At 60.3% G+C, this 20,390-nt stretch carries 19 protein-coding genes and 1 pseudogene; 5 read left to right on the forward strand and 15 right to left on the reverse strand.

Features of this window, described 5'->3' with window-relative positions; genetic code table 11:
• Nucleotides 1-176: 176 nt before the first annotated feature.
• The 10 genes from ACSQ9D_RS32675 to ACSQ9D_RS32720 all read right to left on the reverse strand — a co-directional run bounded on the left by ACSQ9D_RS32675 (nt 177) and on the right by ACSQ9D_RS32720 (nt 8,921).
• On the reverse strand, nt 177-422 hold the full coding sequence (locus ACSQ9D_RS32675) for a hypothetical protein (RefSeq protein WP_436285890.1): 246 nt from the start codon (nt 420-422) through the stop codon (nt 177-179).
• A 915-nt stretch (nt 423-1,337) separates the two neighbouring features.
• The gene (locus ACSQ9D_RS32680; RefSeq protein WP_436285891.1) at nt 1,338-1,958 is read right to left on the reverse strand and encodes a dihydroxyacetone kinase subunit L; all 621 of its coding nucleotides are present in this window, start codon (nt 1,956-1,958) and stop codon (nt 1,338-1,340) included.
• Nucleotides 1,955-2,950: a dihydroxyacetone kinase subunit DhaK gene (locus ACSQ9D_RS32685; protein ID WP_436285892.1), complete on the reverse strand. Its 996-nt coding sequence runs from the start codon at nt 2,948-2,950 to the stop codon at nt 1,955-1,957. Before ACSQ9D_RS32685 ends, ACSQ9D_RS32680 begins: the two co-directional genes overlap by 4 nt.
• Before the next feature lie 18 nt (nt 2,951-2,968).
• Nucleotides 2,969-3,685: an amino acid ABC transporter permease gene (locus ACSQ9D_RS32690; RefSeq protein ID WP_436285893.1), complete on the reverse strand. Its 717-nt coding sequence runs from the start codon at nt 3,683-3,685 to the stop codon at nt 2,969-2,971.
• A 1-nt stretch (nt 3,686) separates the two neighbouring features.
• A complete protein-coding gene (locus ACSQ9D_RS32695; RefSeq protein WP_436285894.1) occupies nt 3,687-4,334 on the reverse strand; it encodes an amino acid ABC transporter permease in 648 nt (215 codons plus the stop codon).
• The gene (locus ACSQ9D_RS32700; RefSeq protein ID WP_436285895.1) at nt 4,331-5,107 is read right to left on the reverse strand and encodes an amino acid ABC transporter ATP-binding protein; all 777 of its coding nucleotides are present in this window, start codon (nt 5,105-5,107) and stop codon (nt 4,331-4,333) included. Before ACSQ9D_RS32700 ends, ACSQ9D_RS32695 begins: the two co-directional genes overlap by 4 nt.
• A 55-nt stretch (nt 5,108-5,162) precedes the next feature.
• Nucleotides 5,163-6,050, reverse strand: a complete 888-nt coding sequence (locus ACSQ9D_RS32705) for a substrate-binding periplasmic protein (protein ID WP_436285896.1) — start codon at nt 6,048-6,050, stop codon at nt 5,163-5,165.
• 33 nt (nt 6,051-6,083) lie between these two features.
• Nucleotides 6,084-7,238, reverse strand: coding sequence for an NAD(P)/FAD-dependent oxidoreductase (locus ACSQ9D_RS32710; protein ID WP_436285897.1), 1,155 nt, complete (start codon nt 7,236-7,238; stop codon nt 6,084-6,086).
• Nucleotides 7,225-8,610 carry an FAD-dependent oxidoreductase gene (locus ACSQ9D_RS32715; protein ID WP_436285898.1) on the reverse strand — a complete coding sequence of 462 codons (1,386 nt, stop codon included), beginning with the start codon at nt 8,608-8,610 and terminating at the stop codon, nt 7,225-7,227. The genes ACSQ9D_RS32710 and ACSQ9D_RS32715 overlap by 14 nt, the downstream gene beginning before the upstream one ends.
• Nucleotides 8,607-8,921, reverse strand: coding sequence for a (2Fe-2S)-binding protein (locus ACSQ9D_RS32720; RefSeq protein WP_436285899.1), 315 nt, complete (start codon nt 8,919-8,921; stop codon nt 8,607-8,609). The genes ACSQ9D_RS32715 and ACSQ9D_RS32720 overlap by 4 nt, the downstream gene beginning before the upstream one ends.
• A gap of 144 nt (nt 8,922-9,065) precedes the next feature.
• Here ACSQ9D_RS32720 and ACSQ9D_RS32725 point away from each other — a divergent pair, with 144 nt between their 5' ends.
• Both ACSQ9D_RS32725 and ACSQ9D_RS32730 read left to right on the forward strand, forming a co-directional pair.
• Nucleotides 9,066-10,397, forward strand: coding sequence for an MmgE/PrpD family protein (locus tag ACSQ9D_RS32725; protein ID WP_436285900.1), 1,332 nt, complete (start codon nt 9,066-9,068; stop codon nt 10,395-10,397).
• A 63-nt stretch (nt 10,398-10,460) separates the two neighbouring features.
• On the forward strand, nt 10,461-11,291 hold the full coding sequence (locus ACSQ9D_RS32730; RefSeq protein ID WP_047521319.1) for an IclR family transcriptional regulator: 831 nt from the start codon (nt 10,461-10,463) through the stop codon (nt 11,289-11,291).
• 30 nt (nt 11,292-11,321) lie between these two features.
• Here ACSQ9D_RS32730 and ACSQ9D_RS32735 read toward each other — a convergent pair whose 3' ends face one another.
• The 3 genes from ACSQ9D_RS32735 to alr are packed head-to-tail and all read right to left on the reverse strand — an operon-like array spanning nt 11,322 to nt 14,163.
• On the reverse strand, nt 11,322-12,203 hold the full coding sequence (locus tag ACSQ9D_RS32735; protein ID WP_436285901.1) for a TIGR01459 family HAD-type hydrolase: 882 nt from the start codon (nt 12,201-12,203) through the stop codon (nt 11,322-11,324).
• A complete protein-coding gene (locus tag ACSQ9D_RS32740; RefSeq protein WP_436285902.1) occupies nt 12,200-13,078 on the reverse strand; it encodes a DMT family transporter in 879 nt (292 codons plus the stop codon). Before ACSQ9D_RS32740 ends, ACSQ9D_RS32735 begins: the two co-directional genes overlap by 4 nt.
• A complete protein-coding gene (gene alr, locus ACSQ9D_RS32745) occupies nt 13,075-14,163 on the reverse strand; it encodes an alanine racemase (protein WP_436285903.1) in 1,089 nt (362 codons plus the stop codon). The genes ACSQ9D_RS32740 and alr overlap by 4 nt, the downstream gene beginning before the upstream one ends.
• A gap of 153 nt (nt 14,164-14,316) precedes the next feature.
• Between alr and ACSQ9D_RS32750 the strand changes: the two genes are divergently transcribed.
• Nucleotides 14,317-15,480 carry a hypothetical protein gene (locus tag ACSQ9D_RS32750; protein ID WP_436285904.1) on the forward strand — a complete coding sequence of 388 codons (1,164 nt, stop codon included), beginning with the start codon at nt 14,317-14,319 and terminating at the stop codon, nt 15,478-15,480.
• Here the strand turns inward: ACSQ9D_RS32750 and ACSQ9D_RS32755 are convergent.
• Nucleotides 15,477-16,517 carry a C45 family autoproteolytic acyltransferase/hydolase gene (locus ACSQ9D_RS32755; RefSeq protein ID WP_436285905.1) on the reverse strand — a complete coding sequence of 347 codons (1,041 nt, stop codon included), beginning with the start codon at nt 16,515-16,517 and terminating at the stop codon, nt 15,477-15,479. The genes ACSQ9D_RS32750 and ACSQ9D_RS32755 overlap by 4 nt on opposite strands.
• Nucleotides 16,518-16,735: 218 nt before the next feature.
• Between ACSQ9D_RS32755 and ACSQ9D_RS32760 the strand changes: the two genes are divergently transcribed.
• Entirely contained in the window at nt 16,736-16,921 is a 186-nt protein-coding gene (locus ACSQ9D_RS32760) for a hypothetical protein (protein WP_037121500.1), read from the forward strand.
• 343 nt (nt 16,922-17,264) lie between these two features.
• On the opposite strand, the gene ACSQ9D_RS32765 is transcribed toward ACSQ9D_RS32760, so the two are convergent.
• Nucleotides 17,265-18,920 (reverse strand): Na/Pi cotransporter family protein, encoded by a 1,656-nt coding sequence (locus ACSQ9D_RS32765; protein WP_436285906.1) that lies wholly within the window; start codon nt 18,918-18,920, stop codon nt 17,265-17,267.
• A 476-nt stretch (nt 18,921-19,396) separates the two neighbouring features.
• On the opposite strand from ACSQ9D_RS32765, the pseudogene ACSQ9D_RS32770 reads away from it, so the two are divergent.
• Nucleotides 19,397-19,898 (forward strand): annotated as a pseudogene (locus ACSQ9D_RS32770) (adenylate/guanylate cyclase domain-containing protein); the annotation flags it as partial.
• Nucleotides 19,899-20,390: the final 492 nt, after the last annotated feature.

Genomic DNA, 20,390 nt, shown 5'->3' on the forward strand with positions numbered 1-20,390 from the left:
GAATGAGATCCAGAATGCATTTCAAAAGTGTCTGATCGAAACTGTCGCGAGGGCGGAACATCAGCCGATCTAACCGAAAGCCATCTACCTCTTAGCTGTAAGGGGTTGTGTGCCGAACAGAGAGGATCGTTATTCTGCTGTCGAGGTTTCATAGCGTACGGCAGCCACGGCTTCTTTCATTCGCCCCGGCGCCCCAGCGGATAGCCGGGATCGTCATAAAGCATCCGGATCTGCCCATCGTCGAAACGCGCCTCGTCCACTTCCAGCACAGACCCGCGCAGCTGCCGTTCGGGCATTTCCTCAATGGCGAAGCGCACGGCTTCTGCCGCGGTTTCAAACCGCCTGTAACGGGGACCAGCGACGCCACGGAGTCTCTTGCCAGCGTAAAGTCCGGCTTCAGTCATGTAGTTGAATTCAACCATTTTCATCCTTATGCGCTCGCAATACAAGCGAATGCGCGGATATGAGAAGGATTAGCGTACCACAGGCAAAGAAGTCTGTCCCTGTTGTCTTGACGGGGCCTGTGGCTTCATGAGTCAAAGCTCACATTTGTGTAGCTTCATCCGCCTGAGAACGCCTCAGTTCCGCGCACTACCTGTCCAGAATGCCTTTTGCTGATCGGCGTGCAAGCCAGTCACGCCGAACATCGTCCATTCGGGCAATGCCGCCTCGCCCAACGCTGTTGCCAGGGCAAATTCGATCCGATCAGGCCGTGGTGCGGCTCTCGTTGGACCCGACTTCAACACAAGCCGAGACAGCGTCAGCAGTGGCAAGTCCGATGGTCCGAGCGCTCTGTTTCTCGCGTTCCAAGTTAATCCGAGGCTCGCGAGGGTCATCGATGCCATGAAGATTTACAAGATCATCGTCGCCTTCAATCAGATGAACGGAAGTTCCGACGAGCAGGGCCAGCTGTTGGTGGTTTACCTGTAACTTTTGCCAGGTGACCCATCGCTACCTGCCCATGGACGTTCTGGAGCTGTCCGGAAACACCACGCTGTATCGGGCCTCTCTCGCTTTAAGTGCGAGCGGTGCAACAAGAAGAACTATATGGCGGTCAAGCTGCACTTCCCTCGCGGGAGCGAATGCGGCCAAACCGAAATCCGGCGTTCGAAAGCCGCAAGACAATGCGCGTCCCCGTCTGGCGGGACGACAAGCTTTAGACGCGATGGATGGCGAGTTGATGCAAGGGCTTGGCTCACGTTCGCTTTTTGTCCTATGTCACTCGCCCTTAATCCTCGACACCGATCTCTGTGTCGTTCGCTCGTGCGACACTAAAATGGTTTCGGCGTCGGCCGACATTTCGTTCACTTACACACAGCAGGTATTTCAGGAGAAGGTCACGGGTGCGAGCATGGTGACACGATCGCTCGCACTATGCCTGCCAGGGCTACCATGCCTGGATCATCATGCTTCGTGCTTTGCTCGGTCCACATGCGGGCGCGGCCGACCCTGCAGGGCTTTCCTTTGAACTCCCGGATTGCGTGTTTGGCCGCTTCATCTGCAGCCCGCGCCATCTCGTCCTGCGTGGTCGGCCCTTCGACAGCCATTGCTACAGCATGCAAACCGTCGATGATTGTCTTGTCATCCAGCCGCGAACGACCGAGCGACAGCATCTCGTCCCTCGCTGTTTTCAGCAACGCCGACAGTTCGACGAGCGGGAGTTCTGAACGACTTCCGCAATATCTGCTCATCGAAAACAACGCCGCGCTAATAAGGGTTCCAAGACTTGAACCGGTGCTCTCCGCCGCAGCCATGGCCATAGCTGCGAATGTGTCTCCAAGGTTCTCCTTATCCAAGTCAGCAGCTTCGATCGTCGATAGTAAGCGTGCGAGCATCGTGCCGGTGTCACCATCACCCAGGCGACTGTCGGCTGCGTTGAGCTCGGTTTCCATCGTTCGTGCCGCGATCGCACTACGGTTTGCGGCGGTGATCATGTCTTGGCAGGTTAGAGACATCATTGAATGCTCCAGAATGGTGAGCAGGCGGGCGCCGAAAACAGAGGTTCGATCTGATCGTCGATGAAGCAGACGCTGATCGACATGCCGGCCATCTCCATCGATGTGGCGAAAGACCCGACGAACGATCGCGCAATCGAGATGTCGTTTGTTGTTAGCACCTCGTGAGCACGTCGATAGGCGATGAAGAGCTCGTCTACCGGCGTGGCACCGAGATTGTTGACCATCAAGACGACTTTGTTGCCATCGCTTTCTGGCACGCGGTCTTCCAGGATCCTCTCAACCATCTCGCCGACCAACGTATCGACTGTCGCCATTGGTCTTCGCCAAATTCCTGGTTCACCGTGAATGCCGATCCCCAATTCGACATCACCGTCGCTGATATCGACAAGCGGTTCATCTGCGGAGGGCAGCCTGCATCCGGCCCAGGCAAGGCCTATCGAATGTGTCCGCTCGACGGTCTTTTGTGCGATCCTTGTGACCTCCTCCAGCGGGGCTCCGCCTTCCGCAGCAGCGCCTGCGGTCTTGAAGGCAAGGGTAAGTCCGGCCACGCCACGGCGCTTGTGGCGCTCATGCGGTCCCGCGCTCGCGATATCGTCAATCCCAAGGACAGTGCGCACCTGCTCCACCCGGGTCATCTTCGATGCCATGTCGAAGTTCATCCGGTCACCACCATAATTGCCATAGAGAAGTAGAACGCCGGCCCCTGCATCCGCCATATCGATAGCGTCGAGGCATGATTGCAACGTCGGTCCCTCAAAGACGTTGCCAACCGCGCAGGCATCTAGCAGCCCCGGACCGACGTAGCCGCAGAACAAAGGTAGATGGCCAGAGCCGCCGCCCGTTACGATCCCAACCTTGCCCTTCCTGACGCCACCACGGCGGACGATAGTGCGGCCAGTCTTGCCCGCCCGAATGAGGTCGGGATAGGCAAATGTCAAACCCGAAAGGCTGTCATCGACGTAGGTCGAAGGGCTATTCATCAACTTCTTCAACAGAATCTCCTTAGGTGCTCAGATGGGCTGCGTCAGCAGTTCGCTTGACGCAGCGATGTGCCTTGATGACTTCACACCGTGTGCAAGCCTGCGTTCGACGAACCTGACGGCAAGCGAGGCCGGCCATGCCATTGCGAAATACAGACCCGCCGTCAGCGCAAACACGTGGAGCGGCAGAAAACTCTCCGACATGATCGCTCGCGAGGTCAGTGTCAGCTCCGGCACCGCAATCAGCGCGCAGATCGAACTGTCTTTCAGCAGCGAGATAAGGTTGACCAGCAAGGGTGCAAGCATATGCTGGATCGCTTGGGGCAGCAGGATAAGACGGAACGTCTGGGCGGGTGTCAGGCCGGCGGCGAGCGCCGCCTCGCGCTGCCCTGGCGAGATCGCGTTCAAACCCGCTCTGAACACCTCGGACAGATATGCGCCGTAGACGAGCGCCAGTCCGAGAGATCCTGCAGCAAAGGCCGACAGGACGATGCCTGTCCCCGGCAAGCCGAAGTAGATCAGATAAAGAATGACGAGGATAGGAACGCCGCGTGCCGCGATGACATAGGTCCCGGCGGCGGCCCGAACGATAGCAGAATGGCGCGACCGGAGATATTGGAGCACCAGCCCGAGTGCGAGGGCGAGACCGAATCCAGCACATGTCAGCGCAAGACTCACCCCCAAAGCGTCGACGAGTCTCGGGCCCCAATCGACGAGATTGGCGAGGATTGTCTGAAGGAAACCCATATCAATACTCCAGCCGGCGCTCGACCAGGATGAAGGCCTGGCCAACAACGAAGGTTAGTGCGAGATAGAGAATTGCTGCGGTGCCATAGACCCAGGCGGTCGCGAAAGTCTCGTTTACGATCTGGCGTGCATTGAACATCACTTCGGGTGCGGCGATCGCGGCAACAAGAGACGTGTCCTTCACGAGACCGACGGCGTAGTTGCCAAGCGGCGGCAGTGCGAGGCGCAGGCCCTGGGGCAGAATCACCAGGCGGAAGGCGGCCAGGGGTCTCAGGCCGATTGCCGCGGCAGCCTCGTTCTGTCCTTTCGGAACCGACTGGAAGCCAGCCCTAAATATGTCAATGACGACAGCGCCGCCGATCAGCCCAAGGCCTATGACAGCGGCCGTCATCGATGACAGGCGCACGCCGGCCGCCGCCAGCCCAAAATAGAGGAGGAACAGGAATGTCAGGCTAGGCACGTTTCTCAGTGACTCGACATAGGATCGAATGAGGAAGCTTATCGCACGATTGACGGTAAGGTGCTCGATCGTGGCAAGCGTCAAACCGATCAGCAGCGCCACGGCAAGCGCACCAACGCTGACTTCGACAGTGACGATTGCTCCGGTGAGCAGCGCGTTGATTATTCTGTTCAGCAACACCTCGTTCATGAGGACGCTCCTCGCGTGGACAGGCTGGACAGAAATTGCCTGAGCCTGGGCTCTCGAGGCCGATCGAGAATCTGGCGGGCCGGGCCCTCTTCGACGATGCGACCACCGTCCATAAACAGGATCCGGTCGGCGACCTCGCGTGCAAAGGCGATCTCATGGGTGACGAGCACCATCGATCGCCCTTCGCTGGCGAGTTCCTTGATGACGTTCAACACCTCCCCGACAAGTTCGGGGTCAAGTGCTGACGTAGGCTCGTCGAAAAGCAGAAGCTTTGGACGTTGCGCGAGTGCGCGGGCAATCGCGACTCGTTGTTGTTGCCCGCCAGAGAGCCGCGAGGGCATTTCGCCTGCCTTGTGGCTGAGATGAACCTTGGCGAGCAGTTCCTCAGCAAGCTCCGTTGCCGCGGCAGCCGGAAGGCCGCGCACCTTCCTGGGTTGAAGAGCAACGTTCGCCCTGACATTCAGATGCGGCCAGAGGTGGAAGTGTTGAAACACCATGCCAATGTCAGCGCGCTGCGGCGCCAGTTCCGCATCGGTCATCCGCCGGCCATTGGGTTGTTGACCGATCAGTCGACCGTCGATCCGGATCTCGCCACTGGTCGGAGGATCGAGAAAGTTGATCGCCCTGAGGCAAGTTGATTTCCCGGATCCGCTAGGACCGATCAGGGCTATGCGCTCTCCGCGCCGAAGGGAAAACGAAACATTTTTGAGTACAGCCAGCTGGCCATAGGACTTGTTGAGCTTGTCGACCGTTAAAAGTATGTTGCCAGGCATGGGTGCCTCCACGGGAAAGAAGGGTGCGACCGGCGCGCCGGTCGCAGGTGGCCAATTATTGTCCGCAGACGGGCGGTTTCCAGTCGGCCGGTCGATCGACACCAGCGCGGAAGTTTTGCGCCGAAGGCGTGTAATTCGCCTCGCTAACGTTGCCGTATCTGCTGCCGACGGCCTTGACCTCGCAGTTGGTCCAGAGCTTGCGGATCTCTGCGCTGATTGCGTCGGCAAGTGTCTTGTTTTGCTTGGAGAGGCCGAAAACGTACTGGCGGCCGACGCCGGTCAGCAGGGGGAAATCCGACTTGTTGTCGGTGAAAGGCAGATTGGCGAGGTCCCAGGCGGGGTTCTTCGAAATCGCATAGTCGATGACGGGTGGATCGCCGACGAGGGCCTGAATGCGCCCTGCAACAAGATCGCGCAATGCTGCATCCGAGCTGTCATAAAGCGACAGTTCAAGACCGGGGATGCGCCGCAACTCCGGCAGAAACGAAAAGCCGGTCATTGAACCGACCGCCTTGCCTTCGAGGTTTGCGAGCGTATGCCAGCCGTTCTCCGTCTTCGAGGTGATGCCGTTCTGGAAGTAGCCGGTGGGGTCGGTGAGCGAGAGCGTATTCGCCCGCTGGTCGGTCCAGGCGACGTTGCCGCCAATGATATCGACGCGGCCAGTTTGGACAGCTGCAATTGCCCCCGACCATTCCATCGGGACGGGCTTGACGGTAAGGCCAAGGCGATCGGCGGCGATTTGCAGTATCTCACCGTCATATCCCACGAGCTTGCCATCGCGGGCGACAAGTCCCGGCATGTCGCCGGTTATTGCGACCGACAGGATCCCTGGTTCGACAAGATTGTAGGCAGCATTATCCGCCGCACTCGCCGGTGGGGCGCTGAGCGCCACCAGGAGTGCCAAAGCGCCAGCCGTCATTCCGGTCATCGTTAAAGTCTGCATGATCGTTGTTCCCTTTCCTTGTTTTGAGGTCAATCAGGTTTGACCGGCAGCAGCACGTGCTGCCGGATTGGTGGGCCGTCTGATGAAGCGGGTCATGGAGAGGCCTTCGAGTGAGGTTGGAGAACCGCCGTCGAGACACAGCTCCGCGAGAACTGCGCCGACCGCTGGCCCAAGCTGGAACCCGTGCCCGGAGAATCCGAAAGCGTGAAAGAGGTTGGATGTGGTCGGGCTTGATCCAACGACCGGCAGTCCGTCAGACATACGCCCCTCAATGCCAGTCCAACTGCGAACCAACAGGACGTTGGCGAGGGCTGGAACCATCTCGATCGCCGCCTTTGCCGCTTCCATCGTGACATCAGCAAGCGGTCGCGCGCGCAGAGTGTCACGATCGGCGACACCGAGCCCTGAGCCGAAGATCACGCTGCCGTGTCCCCTCGCCTGCCTGATATACATGCCGCCGCCGCAGATACCGAGGTTCGGGCCGATTAGCGGTGCTATCGGTTCGGTGACACACATGTTTGGCGCCATCACATCTTCGCGCACGGTATCTCCGAACCATTCTGCGACGCGCGCCCCCCATGCGCCTGCGGTGTTGACCAGCCGGCGCGCATGAACGGGCGTGGTGTCGCCAACAACGAAGAGTTCAAAACCCGTGCGCGAGACCGCAGCGCGTTCGATCGTGCATCCCTCACGGATCACGGCGCCAAAACGCTTTGCGGTGCGCGCGAAAGCGGGTGCGACAAGCCGGGGATTGGCCTGACCGTCTTCGGCACAAAGCGAGCCGCCGATAAATCCTTCGCCGAGATAGGGGTAGCGGCGGCGCAAGTCCGCACGCTCGAGAACATCGAGCGTCAGGCCATGCTGGCGGGCGATCTCTTGGTAGGCAACCAGCTCAGCCATATCAGTGTCGCTGCGCGCAATCTTCAGATGGCCTGTGACAGCAAACTCGCAGTCGCTTCCGACAAGTTCTGCGAGCCTTCCCCAAATTTTCCGGCTACGTTGGGCCAGCGGCAATTCAGCGGGGTGACGGCCTTGCTGGCGTACGCCGCCGTAATTGACACCGCTGGCCTGCGCGCCGCAGCGCGCCCGTTCGAGTAGAACGACAGAGGCTCCCTTCCGACGAGCGTGTAGCGCGGCCGAACAGCCGGCAAGTCCGCCGCCGATGATGGCCACATCAAAGACCGTCATGGGCGCCTCCCGCAAGGGTGGAAAGCGCGAGCGGTTTTATCGGCGCCTGTCCCCGCAAGCGGCCAACCGCACTGACATGGACGGATCCTTTGGCGGCGATCAGTTCGGCAGCGGCCAGGCCACAGACGCGTCCTTGGCAGCGACCCATGCCAAGACGCGTGAACGCCTTGATGCGATTGATCTCGCACTCTCCCGATGCTGCGACGGAATCGCGCAAGGCATGAGCTGTCAAACCCTCGCAGCGGCAGATTACGGTCTCGTCTGGAAGATCGGCCGGCAGGCGCCGGGGAAACGGGAAGACTACGTCGAGAGACCGTCGAAAACGATCCATTCGCTCGATACCGCGGCGCAGTCGCGCGGCGCGCGACGCATCCGCCTGTCCGGCATCTGCCAAAATTGCCAGGGCTGCAAGCTCACCTGTCATGGCCGCGACTTCGCTGCCACGGATCGCGAGCCCGTCGCCGGCGAGATAAATGCCGTCAACGGAACTGCGCCCGTCCCCGTCTGTCACAGGAAGCCACTGACGGTGCTGTTCGTCGAAGCGAAAATCGACCCCGAGTAGATCGGCAAGCTGCGTTTCCGACGTCAGCCCAAAGCCAATGGCGAGCGCGTCGCAGGACAAGGTGGTCTCAGCCTTTGACTGACGATAGAGCAAGCCGGCGACACGACCGTTTGAGGCTTTGAGGATCTCGAGTGGTTCGATGCCTGTTTTGATGGGAACGCCGTGTGTGCGAAGCCAGGCCATGTAATACAGGCCTTTGGCAAAGATCCGTCCGCCGGCCACCAATCCTGGAAGAGCGGATACGTGTCGCAACGGCCTGCCGGATTCGAGGACGGCCACGACCCGTGCCCCGGCCCGCGCGTACTGGTATGCCACGAGGTAAAGGAGCGGCCCGCTGCCCATAAAGATGACGTCGCGGCCTATTGTCGAGGCTTGGGCCTTCAGGGCGATCTGCGCCCCACCCAACGTGAAGACTCCTGGCGCCGTCCATCCCTTGATCGGCACGATTCGATCCATTGCGCCGGTCGCAACAATCAGTCGTCCCCATGGCTGTCGCATCACCTCGTTTCTTCTGGCCAGGTGAAGAACCCCGGGCTCGACACCCCAGATCAAGGTCTCGGCACGATAGGCAATCGAGGGCAAAATGGCTGCGAACTGGTCGCGCATGATGCATGCGCGAGCAGCATCGAATCCGTATAGATCCCCGTCACTTCGCCGCAGCGGAGCCGGCGGACGGCGGAAAATCTGGCCCCCCGGAAACATTCCTTCGTCGATCAGAACAGGCTTGTGGCCGGCCGCTACCAGGGTGCGGGCAGCGCTTACACCTGCCGGGCCTGCACCAACGATGACGATAGGATCCCCGTCGCTCATGCCATTTCCCCCGGCGTGACGGTCGATAGTGACATGCCCGCTTCAACGAGGCTGGTGCACGCGCGGATACGTTCGCCCGAGGTCTTCCACAGCCAGCAATCTTGGCAGGCTCCCATGAAACAGAAGCCAGCCCTGTGCTCGTGGTGGAACTCAAAGTTGCGGACATGCCCAAGCTCGGTGTTGAGCGCAACAAGTACCGTTTCGCCGGCGCGCGCCACGACGGATTGGCCATCGACAGTGAGTTCGATGACGGGCGGTGCAATCGTGCCCAGCCTCTTGAAGCTTGTTTCTCGGCATTTTTGCAAGGTCATGCCTCTTCCTCCCCATTGTCAGCTCAACCCTAATAATCCATAATATGGATGTCAATCGTGAATCGAATCCACAGCAGGCCATCTCTAGCCACGGCTGTTCGAAACTTTTGCACGACCTGAGGTAGTATCGAAAGGAAGACCGCCTTGCCGAACGCAATATCCGAGCTCGCCGCCTTTTGCGGCTCAATTGAAACCGTAGCCGAAACGACCTTAAAGGCCGCCCGCAGGACGGTTCTCGACACGATCGGGGTCGCTGCCAGCGGCGCTGCAACGCCTGGAGGTCGCGCCTCCTTTAAAGCTGCGAGCGCCATCTGGGGCGAAGGGGCGTCATCGATCTGGTTCTCCAGGACGCTGCTCACGCCAGCCGGTGCCACCTTCGTCAACGCCACCTATGCGGCAAGCCTCGACCTTGACGACGGTCACCGCGCCGCTGCCGGACATCCGGCCGCTGCCATCGTTCCAGCAGCGCTGGCGCTTGTCGGCTGCCACGCTGTTTCGGGTCGCCGGTTGCTGACGGCGATTGCCATCGGATATGAGATTGCGGTTCGTGCCGCGGCCTCCCGTGGCATCAATAGCCTGCGCACCACCGACACGGGCCTCTGGTGCGGTTATGGCGCGGCTGCCGCTGCCGGCTGGCTCATGGCGCTTCCTTTTCCGGTGATTGCGCATGCGATGGCGATCGCTGGTCAGACTGCGACTGGTCAGTTTGCCACGGGCTGGACGCGTGTCGGCCATACGGTAAAGGAAGGAATTCCCTGGGCGGCAGCAAACGGTATTCAGGCAGCATATCTCGCTGCCGCCGGCCATAGGGGCCCGCTCGATCTGCTTGACGAGGAACCCGTTTACAACAGGACGCGGCTGCTTGCGGGGCTCGGAGACGCATGGGCTGTCGAACACGCGTATTTCAAGCGCTATAGCTGCTGCCGCTGGGCGCATGCGGCGATCGACGCAGCGGTGTTCCTACTGGACGAGCGCAAGCTATCCGCCCGCGCGATCGAGGGGATCGTCGTTGAAATCTTCGACAGAGCGCTCACCCTGCCGAACCAGATTATACCCACCTCGAACGAGGCTGCGCAGTACAGCATTCCCTTCTGCATCGCCGTGGCGCTTCTACACGGGCAAACCGCGCTGTTGCCGCTCGAGGATCGCCACCTCGCAGACCCCGATGTCATCGCACTCGCTTCGCGGGTACGGCTGGAAGCCAGCCCACGATATGTCGGCGCTTTTCCAGCAACGACTCCTGCGACGGTCACCATCTCGGCAGGCGGCGAGGTTTTTGCGCTTGAGATCACCTACCCAAAGGGAGAGCCCGGCAATCCGATGAGTGATGCAGAGCTTGCGGAGAAGTTCGCCACGCTGACATCACGGCTGCCCATGTCTTCTCTCCAGGCGCGCTCCATTTCCGCTGCGGTCACAGCACTCATGGACGGGACGGCAACGACTTCGCTTCTCGACGCCCTTTGCAACGCCTCATAGTCATTCTACAAAGCTGCCATTTGATATACGAATCCGCCAAACCGGCAGACGGATGAGGTTGAAATGGCAAGGGACGAGGTCGCGGCAACAGGAACACAGCTGCTCGACAGAGCGGTCGCGATCTTGAAATTCCTCGGCGATGTCGGACAGAACGGCGCGACGATGGCGATGATTGGCGATGCGCTTGGCCTGAAGCAGCCGACCGCGCATCGCATCATTACTGCGCTGGAGCGCCACGGTCTGGTCGATCGGGAACGCGAAACGAAGCGCTATCGCCTGGGGCTCGCGCTTTTTGCCATGGGCGCTGCGGCAGCTGATGGAACGGGATTGCGCGTGCTCGCTCGCCCTGCCCTGATGCGGCTGTCGGCGGCGACCGGCGATTCCGTATTTCTGATGGCTCGGGCTGGCTTCAACACGGTCTGCGTCGATCGTCAGCAGGGCTCTTACATCATTGACAGCTTGACCGGTCATATCGGGGGACAGATCCCGATGGGCGTCGGCCCTGCAAGCCAGGCGATCCTCGCCTTCCTGCCGTCAGCGGAGGCGGCGGTGATCGTTGCGACCAACGCGCCTGTTTATAAGCAATACGCACCGCTGACCGAACGAAAGGTCAAGGACGCTTTGGCGGCTGTCAGACAGAACGGCTACGCTGTCGATCACGGAGAACTTGTGGCCGGCATATCGGCGATCGCCGTGCCGATCCTGCCGCCCGGTCGTGACGCGGTGGCGGCAATCGCCATCAACCTGACCAGCGCCCGCTTGACAGAGGACCGGCTCCCAACCCTGGTCGACATGCTGCAGAGTGAAGTCCGCCAGATCGAGGCGAGCCTTAATCCGCTTGACGAGCCACGTTTGGGATCGGCTGCCGCCGCCATGGTTTCGCCGCGGAGATGATAGACCCCTGTCTGCACCGTCGCGCTTACGTCACGATTGACCTCGCCTCTCCCACGTAAAGGCCGGCATAACGAAATCAGGTAGATGCTCGTGGCCCGAACACAGACGAGGGAGCCTGTCCCAGAGCACGTGGCCCGTCATTGGATTGACGAGCTGGTCATGATGGATTCCGGTCAGCACCAGGGCCACCTCTATTCCGGCTCTGCGCGCTCCAACGATGTCGGTTTCAAGCCCGTCACCAATCGCCAGAACATGGTCTCGGGCAAGGCCAAGGACTGAGAGGGCCCGGTCATAAGCCGGTAGGAGCGGCTTTCCGTAATAGAGAACGGTTCCCCCAAGACGCTCGTAGTGGGCGGCGGTTTTACCTGCGCAATCGATGCGCGTCTTGCCGATCATGACAGCGCGGTCGGGATTGGCGCAGACCATGACAAGTCCTCTTGCCTGCGCGTCCCACAGGACCCGTTCAGCGTCCTCAAGAGCCTGGTTCCCACCTGCTCCCGTACACAACAGGAAGTCGGCCTGATCAACCGCTTCTGCCCGTTCCCGCCCGGATCCATAAAATAGGCCTGACAATTCCGATGGGCCGATATGGAAAAAGCGGCGTCCAAGATTTCGGTCAGCGTCGTTCGACAAAGCCTCGAAGGCAAGTTCGCCAGACGTGACCAGACCGCCGTATAGTTCTGGCGCGAAACCCATTTGAGCGAGGCGGGCGGCAACGTCCTCGCGTCGCCGGGGCGAATTGGACAGGAGACACACGGCAATCCCATCTCGCTGAAGCGTGCGTAGGGCTTCTATGGCCCCGTCGAGAGGATTGAGGCCGTCGTGCACCGTACCGAAAAGGTCGAGAATGATGCCCCGGTAACCCGAGGCGATATCCCGAAGATTTGTAAAAACCCATGGCCGGCCAGTCATGGCGGACACTTCCGTTGGCGATCTGCATCTCGCTGCCATCGCGTCAGAATATGACCGATGGCGGTCGTAATGATGATCGCGCCACCGAGCACGCTTGGTAGTCCCGGCCGTTGGTCGAACGTCAGCCAGACCCATAGCGGCGAAAGAGGGACTTCGACGAGTGAGAACAGCGCTACTTCGGCGCTGGGCAGCAATTGTGCTCCCTTGCTGTAAAGCACCAGGCCGAGCACCATCTGGATGAGCGCAAAGCAAGCGAGAAGGAGTGCCTCGTCAAGATCAATGCTTATGCTGGGTGCGAAACAGAGCGCAACAATTGCGGCAATCACATTGGATGCCGCGACAATCCAAAGAACCGATCGGCCCCGGTCAGCGCGCAACGCCACCGTCATGAACGCGATCGATATTGTCATTAGAAGCGCCAGCAGGTTGCCCAACTGACTGGAGCTTCCGCCCGGAGAACCGGTGAAGATAACTGCGGCGCCGACAAGTGCTGCGCCTGAAAAGAAGACTGTTGGGCGCGACGGTCTCTCACGAAACGTGAGGGCAGACGCGATGGCGGCGAGGACAGGAAGTGATGCATGGATCATCGCAACATTGGCAACCGATGTCAGATGCAATGCGGGGATGAAGGCGACCATTCCGAGTGCCGAGCAGCCGGTAGCGACAAACCACGATCGTCTCAAGACGCGTGGATGAAACCCGGCGTCACCGCGCATCAAGGCCGCTCCGCCGACCGCGATCGCCCCAAAGAAGCTGCGCCAGAAGAGAATGGTCCAGACGTCGAGTGTCACGAGCAGCCCCATAAACAATCCAGCGGTGCTCCAAAGCATGGCTGCCCCGAGGATGTAGAACGTTCCCAGTTGCTCAACCTTCATGGCCCTGCTCCGATGGACGGTTCGTGGTTGAGCAGCGTGTAGTGACGGGGACAACGTGATCCGAGCCGAACGAGTAGCTCTTGTGGGATTGTACCGGCTGCCTTTGCCATGGCTTCGACGGACAAACGAGGGCCCAGAAACTCGACAGCCCGCCCCGGCCTGCACAGAGCTAGGGGAACATCGCTGAGGTCTATCGCGACATATTCCATGGCGACGCGGCCAACGACGGGAACCATGTATGAGCCGAGCGCGGCGGCGATGGCGTTTCCCGCGGACCAGGGCAGGCCAACCGCGTAGCCCAAGGCGACGATTCCGATACGCATGGAATGTGCGGCGCGAAAACTCGCGGCATATCCGACCGCCTCGCCACGCTGGACGGTCCTGACATCGGCAAGGCGCGCAAAGAGTTGCACAACGGGCAGAAGAGGATTTGGCTCTACGCCTGCATTGTTCAGTCCAAAGAGCGCGGACCCTGCTCGAACAAGATCGAAATGGAAGCTCTGATCAAGCCAGACAGCAGCTGAGGCAGCCAGGCTGCGCCTTTGTGGATCGAGCACTTGGCACATCGCTACGAAGCGGTCTCGTTGCAGACGGTTTGTGGGGTCATTGCGGACATCAGCGCATGCGAGGTGGCTAATCACAAGATCAGGTGGTCGTTGCGAGATGTGCACCAGGGCCCGTGCCTCGGTGAATGTCAGGCCGAAGCGGGAAAAGCCGGTATCGACATTGATGACGAATTCAGGAAGTTGACGGGACGCAACGAGCGCGTCTGCCAGAGAATGGCAAACGGGGGTCAGGTGGTGGCTGAGACATGTTTCCAATTCGCTCTCTTGGACCCCGGAGAGGATATAGATATGAGCCAGGTTTGCGAGCGTTCGGCGAACTTGGACCGCCTCACGAAGGTCAGCGACAAAAATGCTTTTGCAGCCCGCTGCGACGAGGGTTGGAACGATCAGGTCGATTCCCAAGCCATAGGCATCGCTCTTGACCACAGCGGCGATTTCCGTGTTCGACCCGACCAGCGATCTTAGACGGTGAAAGTTTGCTCCGATCGCTGACACGTCGATTCGCAGTTCTGCTGGCATGGACGGGATCCGGGGCGTTTGCACGGGAGACAACCTGAGGAGATAGTAAATTATCGTTGCAATCTAAGGTAAAATGCTCCAGATTGCTATCTAGAAATGTGACGACTTAATAGATTCGTCTCATGGTTGCTGTCAAACTTGGAGGAGATCGCAATGACTGCGAGTAGGAAAACACCCCATATTCTCATTATCGGCAGCGGTGTGCTCGGTGGCGATGTTCTTGATTTTCTGCTTCAGAGCGAGCGGGACTATGCCTTGACTGTCGGCGTGAGAAGACCCGAGACCGCGTTGCTGCGGGTCAATCTCGCGCGCTATACGGCGATGAATCTCGGCCGTGAGCCACAGGTCGATATGATGCCTCTCGATTTGATGAACATTGAGCAGACAGCCGAGCGCCTGGACAAGCTCAAGCCCGACATCATTTTCAATGCGGCCACGCTACACAGTTGGTGGGTTATCACCAAACTACCGCCTGAGGCATACAAGTCTCTGGACATGGCACGTGGGGGCGTGTGGACGCCCATGCATCAGGTCCTCGTGCGTCGCCTGATGAAGGCCGTGCGACTTGCTGACAGCCCCGCAGTCGTCGTCAACGCTTCCTATCCCGATGTCGTCAACGCGTCGCTTGCCGCCGAAGGGCTGGCCCCTGCGGTTGGCATCGGCAACATTGCCAATGCGGTCCCCGGTATCCGCCTTGCCGCAGCTTACATGCTCAGGCGCGATCCAGCGGCGATCGATATCCGCTTCTTTGCCCATCACTATCTGAGTTACCGAATGCCCAGCACCGGCGGAACGGACGGTGCCCCATATCATCTGACAATTTATGCTGATGGTGCGGAGGTCCCCAAGGCCGAGATTGATCACGAAGTTCTGTTTTCTCATGTCGCCGGGCGGTTCCGGCGGGTCAAAGGGCTTGCCGGGCAGTCCGTCACCGCATCCTCGGCGACCGCGATGCTCCATGCGGTCGCCTCTCGTTCCGGCCAGGTTGTTCATGGGCCTGGGCCGCTCGGTCTTGTCGGCGGCTATCCGATCCGTGTGTCGCCGACAGGTTTTCTCGTCGATCTGCCGGCCGGTTTGACGCTTGACGAGGCAATCGACATCAACCGGCGCTGCCAGCGCTACGACGGTATCGAGAGCGTCGATGACGACGGCACTGTTCGCATGACCGAGGCCTCGTCGAAGATCATGAGGGAGGTCATCGGCTACGACTGCCGTCCGTATCGGCCGGATGAATGCGAGGAACGAGCCGACGAGCTTGCATCCCGCTTCGCTGAATATGCTCGTAGATCGGGCGTCAGCGATCTTTCCGTGGCCTAGGCCGCCGCGGTCCATGCGGTGTCGAAGGCGTGAAAATCGCCCCGGTCCGGTCGTCCCAGGCAAATCGATGCGCGGCGGCTCCCGCATTCGAAGATGACGGAAAATGCAGTCTGTGTCGGTTCTCGTGGGGATGCGGTCTTACATATTGCGTCCGGCGAACCGCTGGTATCCGACAGAAGGCGGCGGATACCAGCGACGTCACTGATACAATGGAGCTTGGCGGCTCGAAGACGCTCTCGGCTGGAGGGATAGATACCTGCCGCTGTTTCTATGTCTTCCATGATCGCAAGCGATGGCGTGACAGGATGATTTGTATGAACGATTGGGTTTCCCGTGAGGGCAACAGGGCCGATTGACGGTGAGATCTCCACACCGTGCACCTCACCCGAGGCGTCTGCGAGGAGGTAGCAGCGTCCGGACAGGTGGCTGACCCGTCGAAGTGTCGCCAGCGCACCGGCAGCGTGCCGCTCCTTAAGGATCAGGCGTCTGACCACGAGGCTCGGCATTCCGTGGGTGGCAGCATCAAGCAAGAGATCGTTCGTCACGAACGCCAAGCCGGCACGATTAATTCCAACCCAGCCGAGCGTGCCGGGGGACGTCACCATGATCAGGCCATCGCCATCGTCAGTGCCATCGTGGACGAGAAGAACGAGCTCCTCTTCCGTGCCAGGAAGCGCGTCCCAGTTTTGCGCCAAGACCGCGCCAGCACCTGTGGCACATGCCACCGTCGTGCAGCCGCTGGCAATCGCACCATCGAAGAACTCGAAACCGGAAAGGAGATAGATATCAAGCGGAGCCAATCCGCTCCCGTCAGCGATGCCTTTGATCTCCGCGACAATGGTAGGCGCCACACTCTCAAGCAGCCGCCAGGAGTTCGCCGCGCGCTGCTCCGCGCGCAGCCAGCCCCGATCCGCCGTCGATCGCCTGAGGCGCAGGAACGACGTTTGGATCGATGTGGACAATGCAACTCCGTGTAGCTTTCCGCGGGTGTAAGCATCGCCGCGCAGATGGAGAATCGGAATTTTACCAGAACTCATAGGTGACCCGTCTTTTGGAATATGTATCCACAATATGGATTCTCGATTTTTCCGAGTCTACGTGGGTACAAGCTGTCGCTGTGCGAAAGTTGACTGCTACTACGGGTCGAGGTTCGGAGGCTGTTTCGGAAAAGTGGGTTCTACCTTGCGACCCCTGTCGTATTTTATTGCAAGCTAAAATAGACTTTAGTAGCGTCCACACATCAGGGGAGGATCTCATGCAGCAAGTAGAGCTTGAAGGCACCGATTTCACCATGGCAACCAGGGTCTGGAGCGTGCCGGAATTTTGCGCTCGCCACCGGTTGGATAATAATGAGGAAGCGAGGCTGACCGCGCTGTTCGGCCCGTTCGCGACGGCAGCTGAGCTCATGCACAATATGACACGTGCGCCAAAGTTCAGGTAAAAGGTTCCCACATTGATCGCTCACGCGGGCTCGGTCGCAAGTGAAGCTGCGCTCCGAAAACGGAAACCCGGCGCTGTGGCCAGGTTCAATTTCCGATCTTGACGAGAAGCGTGGCATAGGGCTGCGGTAATATGGCTGGGCAGCTCGTTTACCTTCTGGGATGAACGACGCGGTTGTCTGAAGCTCTATCAAGATCCGCGACATGCACGCCGCCAACGCATGGGCCGGCAGAGCGGCGTTCGATAACTCTGGAGGCGATACTGATGCGGCGGGCGGGATCGCCCGGCAGTCGCGGCCTCTCGATGCGCAAGCATTGCCGCAAATAGAGGTCGAGGTCACGGGTTCAGCCCATCATGAAGCCGCGGCCGAGGAGATGCGTCGCCGAACGCCAGGCATGATAGGCGATCCGGTCGAGCCGACGGGCAGCGTCGATCCGCGCAAGGGCATCCGCGGCGGTCAGCTCTCCCGGCGCGACGGAGGCAAGGGTGGTGGCGCGATGATCTCGCTGCAGGGCATCGAGCTCTCTTGCCGCGCTCTCCAGCTCGGCGAGCGCCGCGGCAACCTCCGACGAAACGTTCCAGCCGATGGGAGCCGCCTGTGCGCTGAGGGCGCATTCCGCGGTGATCGAGCCACCAACTGCCTGTGCAGCATGCATGGCTTGCGTGCACAGCTCCGTTGCACGAAGGTCATGGGCGGAGCCGGCCGGCTGTCCTTCGAGCCTGCCCTCCTCCATGGCTTCCACGAGACGGGAGGCGTGATCGAGCGCGTGTAGCGTGCTCGTCATGCGGAGCCGCTCGGCCTCCGTCTCGGGCGGCTCCTTCAATTCGGACAGGAAATCCCGCACCTCCTCGAGCGTGGCGGCGGCCGCAGTGCTCTGTGCCGCGGGGCCGGCTCCGCCCGAAAGTGCTGCGGAAACCGAGGCGGCGGTTGTCGCGAGGACGTCCGCCACGACACGCCGGGCGGTCTCGACCGCGACCACCGGACTGGCAAGCGCGCTCGGATCGAGCGCGCGCTGAAGCGCCGTCTGCTTGGCGGGCAGGAGCCGCTCCACGACGCGGGTGAACCACTGCGTCGCCGGTAGGAGTACCGCGACCCCTACGACGTTATAAGCCGTGTGGTAGGCAGCAAGGAGCGTCATTCCGTCGACCGACGCAGATAAGGATTTCATTAGCGCCGCCGTGAACGGAAAGGCGGCGATCGCAATAAGCGCGGCTATGACCTTGAACAGCACATAAGCAAGGGCGAGGCGCTTGGCCGTCGCGCTGGCGCCGATGGCCGCCAATGCGGAGCTCGTTGCCGTCCCGATATTCTGACCGATGATCAGCGCAGCGCCCTGCTCCAGGCTCACCGCCCCGGCGTAGAAGGCCGAAATGGTGACGGCGATGGCGGCCGTAGAGGACTGCATGACCGCGGTCATGGCCAGCCCAACAACGATGAGGGTCATGAGACCGACCGAGCCTTCGACCCAGCCAACTCCCGCTACGCCGAGCACTGCGGGAAGGTCAGACGGATGCAGGCTCTGCGCCAGACCTCCCATGCCTTGCTGGAGGGTGGTCAGCCCGTAGAGAACCAGCGCGAAGCCTGCGAGCGCGCCGCCCGCCGCCGCTATACGCCCGCCTGCCAGCAACTTGGCTAGCGCGCCGAGGAAGATCAAAGGCAGAGCATAGGCCGAAAGCGAGACGCGCACGCCGATCAGTGCCACGAGCCAGCCCGTGCCCGTCGTGCCGATATTGGCGCCGAAAACGAGACCGAGTCCTTGCGGAAAGGTTAGAAGGCCGGCGCTGACGAGACCGATCGTCGTCATCGTTACAGCGCTCGACGACTGCACGAGCAGCGTGACGATGGCGCCCCAGAAGGCACCTGAGAGCGGCGTGGCCGCCGCCTTGCCAAGGGCGGTGCGCAGGGCGGATCCCGCCAACGCCTTCAGGCCGTCGGTCATGACAGTCATGCCGAGCAGGAAGAGCCCGACGCCGCCGAGTATGGCAATTGCTGTCGACATGCACGTCTCTTCCGGTCTGCGCTTCGGCCTTGAGCGCGTTGGAGTTGTACTGCCAGCCGACCCTATGCCGTTAGCCTATTCACGGCAACGACGCCTTAGCGTCGGAAACGGGTGAGCTGCGAATAGCGATGCTCAGCGGTCCGAGTACCTGGGGCGCCGAGCGTCGATTCCGCACTCCGACTCCTCCAGTGGCCTGCTCGTATCGTGCGTTGTGCTCCATGGGGACCGTGCGGAATCGTCAGCTTTCACTGGCTAGTCAACCCGACACGGTCGGCGCAGTCAATTGCGACCCACCCTGAGTGGGGTTGAACCGCAGACCCGGCAGACGGTGCGTTCAGGAGACCGTTCCAGACGAGGTGCTGACTTTGAAAGAGCACCGAGACAGGATCTTTTAATCACAGGGTGTGGTTGCGTAAGTTCGGTGTTTCGACGGTGCGGATGTGTTATGTAGTCAGGGACCGGAGCAGGGAGCACCGATGGAACAAAAACTCTCCGTCATCATGGCCTCTGACGTCGTTGGTTACAGTCGACTGATGGAGGTTGACGAGAAGGGCACCCTGTCGGCCCTCAAGAGGCATCGACAGGAACTCTTGGACGACAAAATCGCCTTGCATCACGGTCGCACCATCAAGCTCATGGGCGATGGAATGTTGGTTGAATTCCGCACTGTCGAAGAGGCAGTCCTCTGTGCGATAGAAATCCAACGTGAAATGGGGCGAAGGAATTCGAATGTTCGTAGCGACCAGCAGATTGAATTCCGCATCGGCATTAATATCGGTGACATCTTGTTCGGAAACGAAGACGTCTATGGCGACGGGGTGAACTTGGCCGCGCATCGAAAGCATCGCTCGTCCAGGAGGCATCGCGGTCTCGGCATCGGTGCGCGACACCGTGGGCAATCGCCTGGGCATCGGTTTCGAAGACGATGGCGAGCCTGCATTGAAAAACATTAGGCGCCCGCTCCGCATATTCAATGTCATCATTGATGACGCCGAGGGGTCCAACCGCGCGCCCGTCTCCTCGGTCGCAGCACCATCGCTTCACATCCAGGGTAACCCTGCTGTCAAGTCAAACCGAACGACGGATGTGGTGGCCGCCTCCGACGACTGGCGGCGGCCCAATCGAACGACTTTCAAAGCCAAGCACGATGAGCTTGACGTTACGCGCGGCTTCCGGGCTGGTTTTGCTGTCGGTCGGAGAAAGAAAGTTCCTCGCTATGCCTTTATGGCCGGAAAGATGAGGATCACGGCTTGGGCTGCTAACCTGGGAACTGCCAAGGCATTGGCAGCGCAGGAAGCGGATCGGCGTGCAGCGGCGATTGGCGTCTCGCCGCCTAAATATGGCTGGACGTTGCGAGTGGTCGGGACTACCCGGCCATGCGCAGCGATGGATGCAGCAGTGCTGCAGGAGCCACTATCCACGTGAACCACTGGTGTTCGGTCGATGTTTGCAAAGAGTGGGGACAAGCTG

The sequence above is a fragment of the Rhizobium sp. LjRoot258 genome, assembly GCF_964254185.1.
Lineage (GTDB): Bacteria > Pseudomonadota > Alphaproteobacteria > Rhizobiales > Rhizobiaceae > Rhizobium.

Excerpts from the sequence above, each read along its gene's own strand:
- ACSQ9D_RS32675 (WP_436285890.1), bottom strand. The coding sequence starts at position 422 with ATGGTTGAATTCAACTACATGACTGAAGCCGGACTTTACGCTGGCAAG.
- ACSQ9D_RS32680 (WP_436285891.1), bottom strand. The coding sequence starts at position 1,958 with ATGATGTCTCTAACCTGCCAAGACATGATCACCGCCGCAAACCGTAGT.
- ACSQ9D_RS32690 (WP_436285893.1), bottom strand. The coding sequence starts at position 3,685 with ATGGGTTTCCTTCAGACAATCCTCGCCAATCTCGTCGATTGGGGCCCG.
- ACSQ9D_RS32695 (WP_436285894.1), bottom strand. The coding sequence starts at position 4,334 with ATGAACGAGGTGTTGCTGAACAGAATAATCAACGCGCTGCTCACCGGA.
- ACSQ9D_RS32700 (WP_436285895.1), bottom strand. The coding sequence starts at position 5,107 with ATGCCTGGCAACATACTTTTAACGGTCGACAAGCTCAACAAGTCCTAT.
- ACSQ9D_RS32705 (WP_436285896.1), bottom strand. The coding sequence starts at position 6,050 with ATGCAGACTTTAACGATGACCGGAATGACGGCTGGCGCTTTGGCACTC.
- ACSQ9D_RS32710 (WP_436285897.1), bottom strand. The coding sequence starts at position 7,238 with ATGACGGTCTTTGATGTGGCCATCATCGGCGGCGGACTTGCCGGCTGT.
- ACSQ9D_RS32715 (WP_436285898.1), bottom strand. The coding sequence starts at position 8,610 with ATGAGCGACGGGGATCCTATCGTCATCGTTGGTGCAGGCCCGGCAGGT.
- ACSQ9D_RS32720 (WP_436285899.1), bottom strand. The coding sequence starts at position 8,921 with ATGACCTTGCAAAAATGCCGAGAAACAAGCTTCAAGAGGCTGGGCACG.
- ACSQ9D_RS32730 (WP_047521319.1), top strand. The coding sequence starts at position 10,461 with ATGGCAAGGGACGAGGTCGCGGCAACAGGAACACAGCTGCTCGACAGA.
- ACSQ9D_RS32735 (WP_436285901.1), bottom strand. The coding sequence starts at position 12,203 with ATGACTGGCCGGCCATGGGTTTTTACAAATCTTCGGGATATCGCCTCG.
- ACSQ9D_RS32740 (WP_436285902.1), bottom strand. The coding sequence starts at position 13,078 with ATGAAGGTTGAGCAACTGGGAACGTTCTACATCCTCGGGGCAGCCATG.
- alr (WP_436285903.1), bottom strand. The coding sequence starts at position 14,163 with ATGCCAGCAGAACTGCGAATCGACGTGTCAGCGATCGGAGCAAACTTT.
- ACSQ9D_RS32750 (WP_436285904.1), top strand. The coding sequence starts at position 14,317 with ATGACTGCGAGTAGGAAAACACCCCATATTCTCATTATCGGCAGCGGT.
- ACSQ9D_RS32755 (WP_436285905.1), bottom strand. The coding sequence starts at position 16,517 with ATGAGTTCTGGTAAAATTCCGATTCTCCATCTGCGCGGCGATGCTTAC.
- ACSQ9D_RS32760 (WP_037121500.1), top strand. The coding sequence starts at position 16,736 with ATGCAGCAAGTAGAGCTTGAAGGCACCGATTTCACCATGGCAACCAGG.
- ACSQ9D_RS32765 (WP_436285906.1), bottom strand. The coding sequence starts at position 18,920 with ATGTCGACAGCAATTGCCATACTCGGCGGCGTCGGGCTCTTCCTGCTC.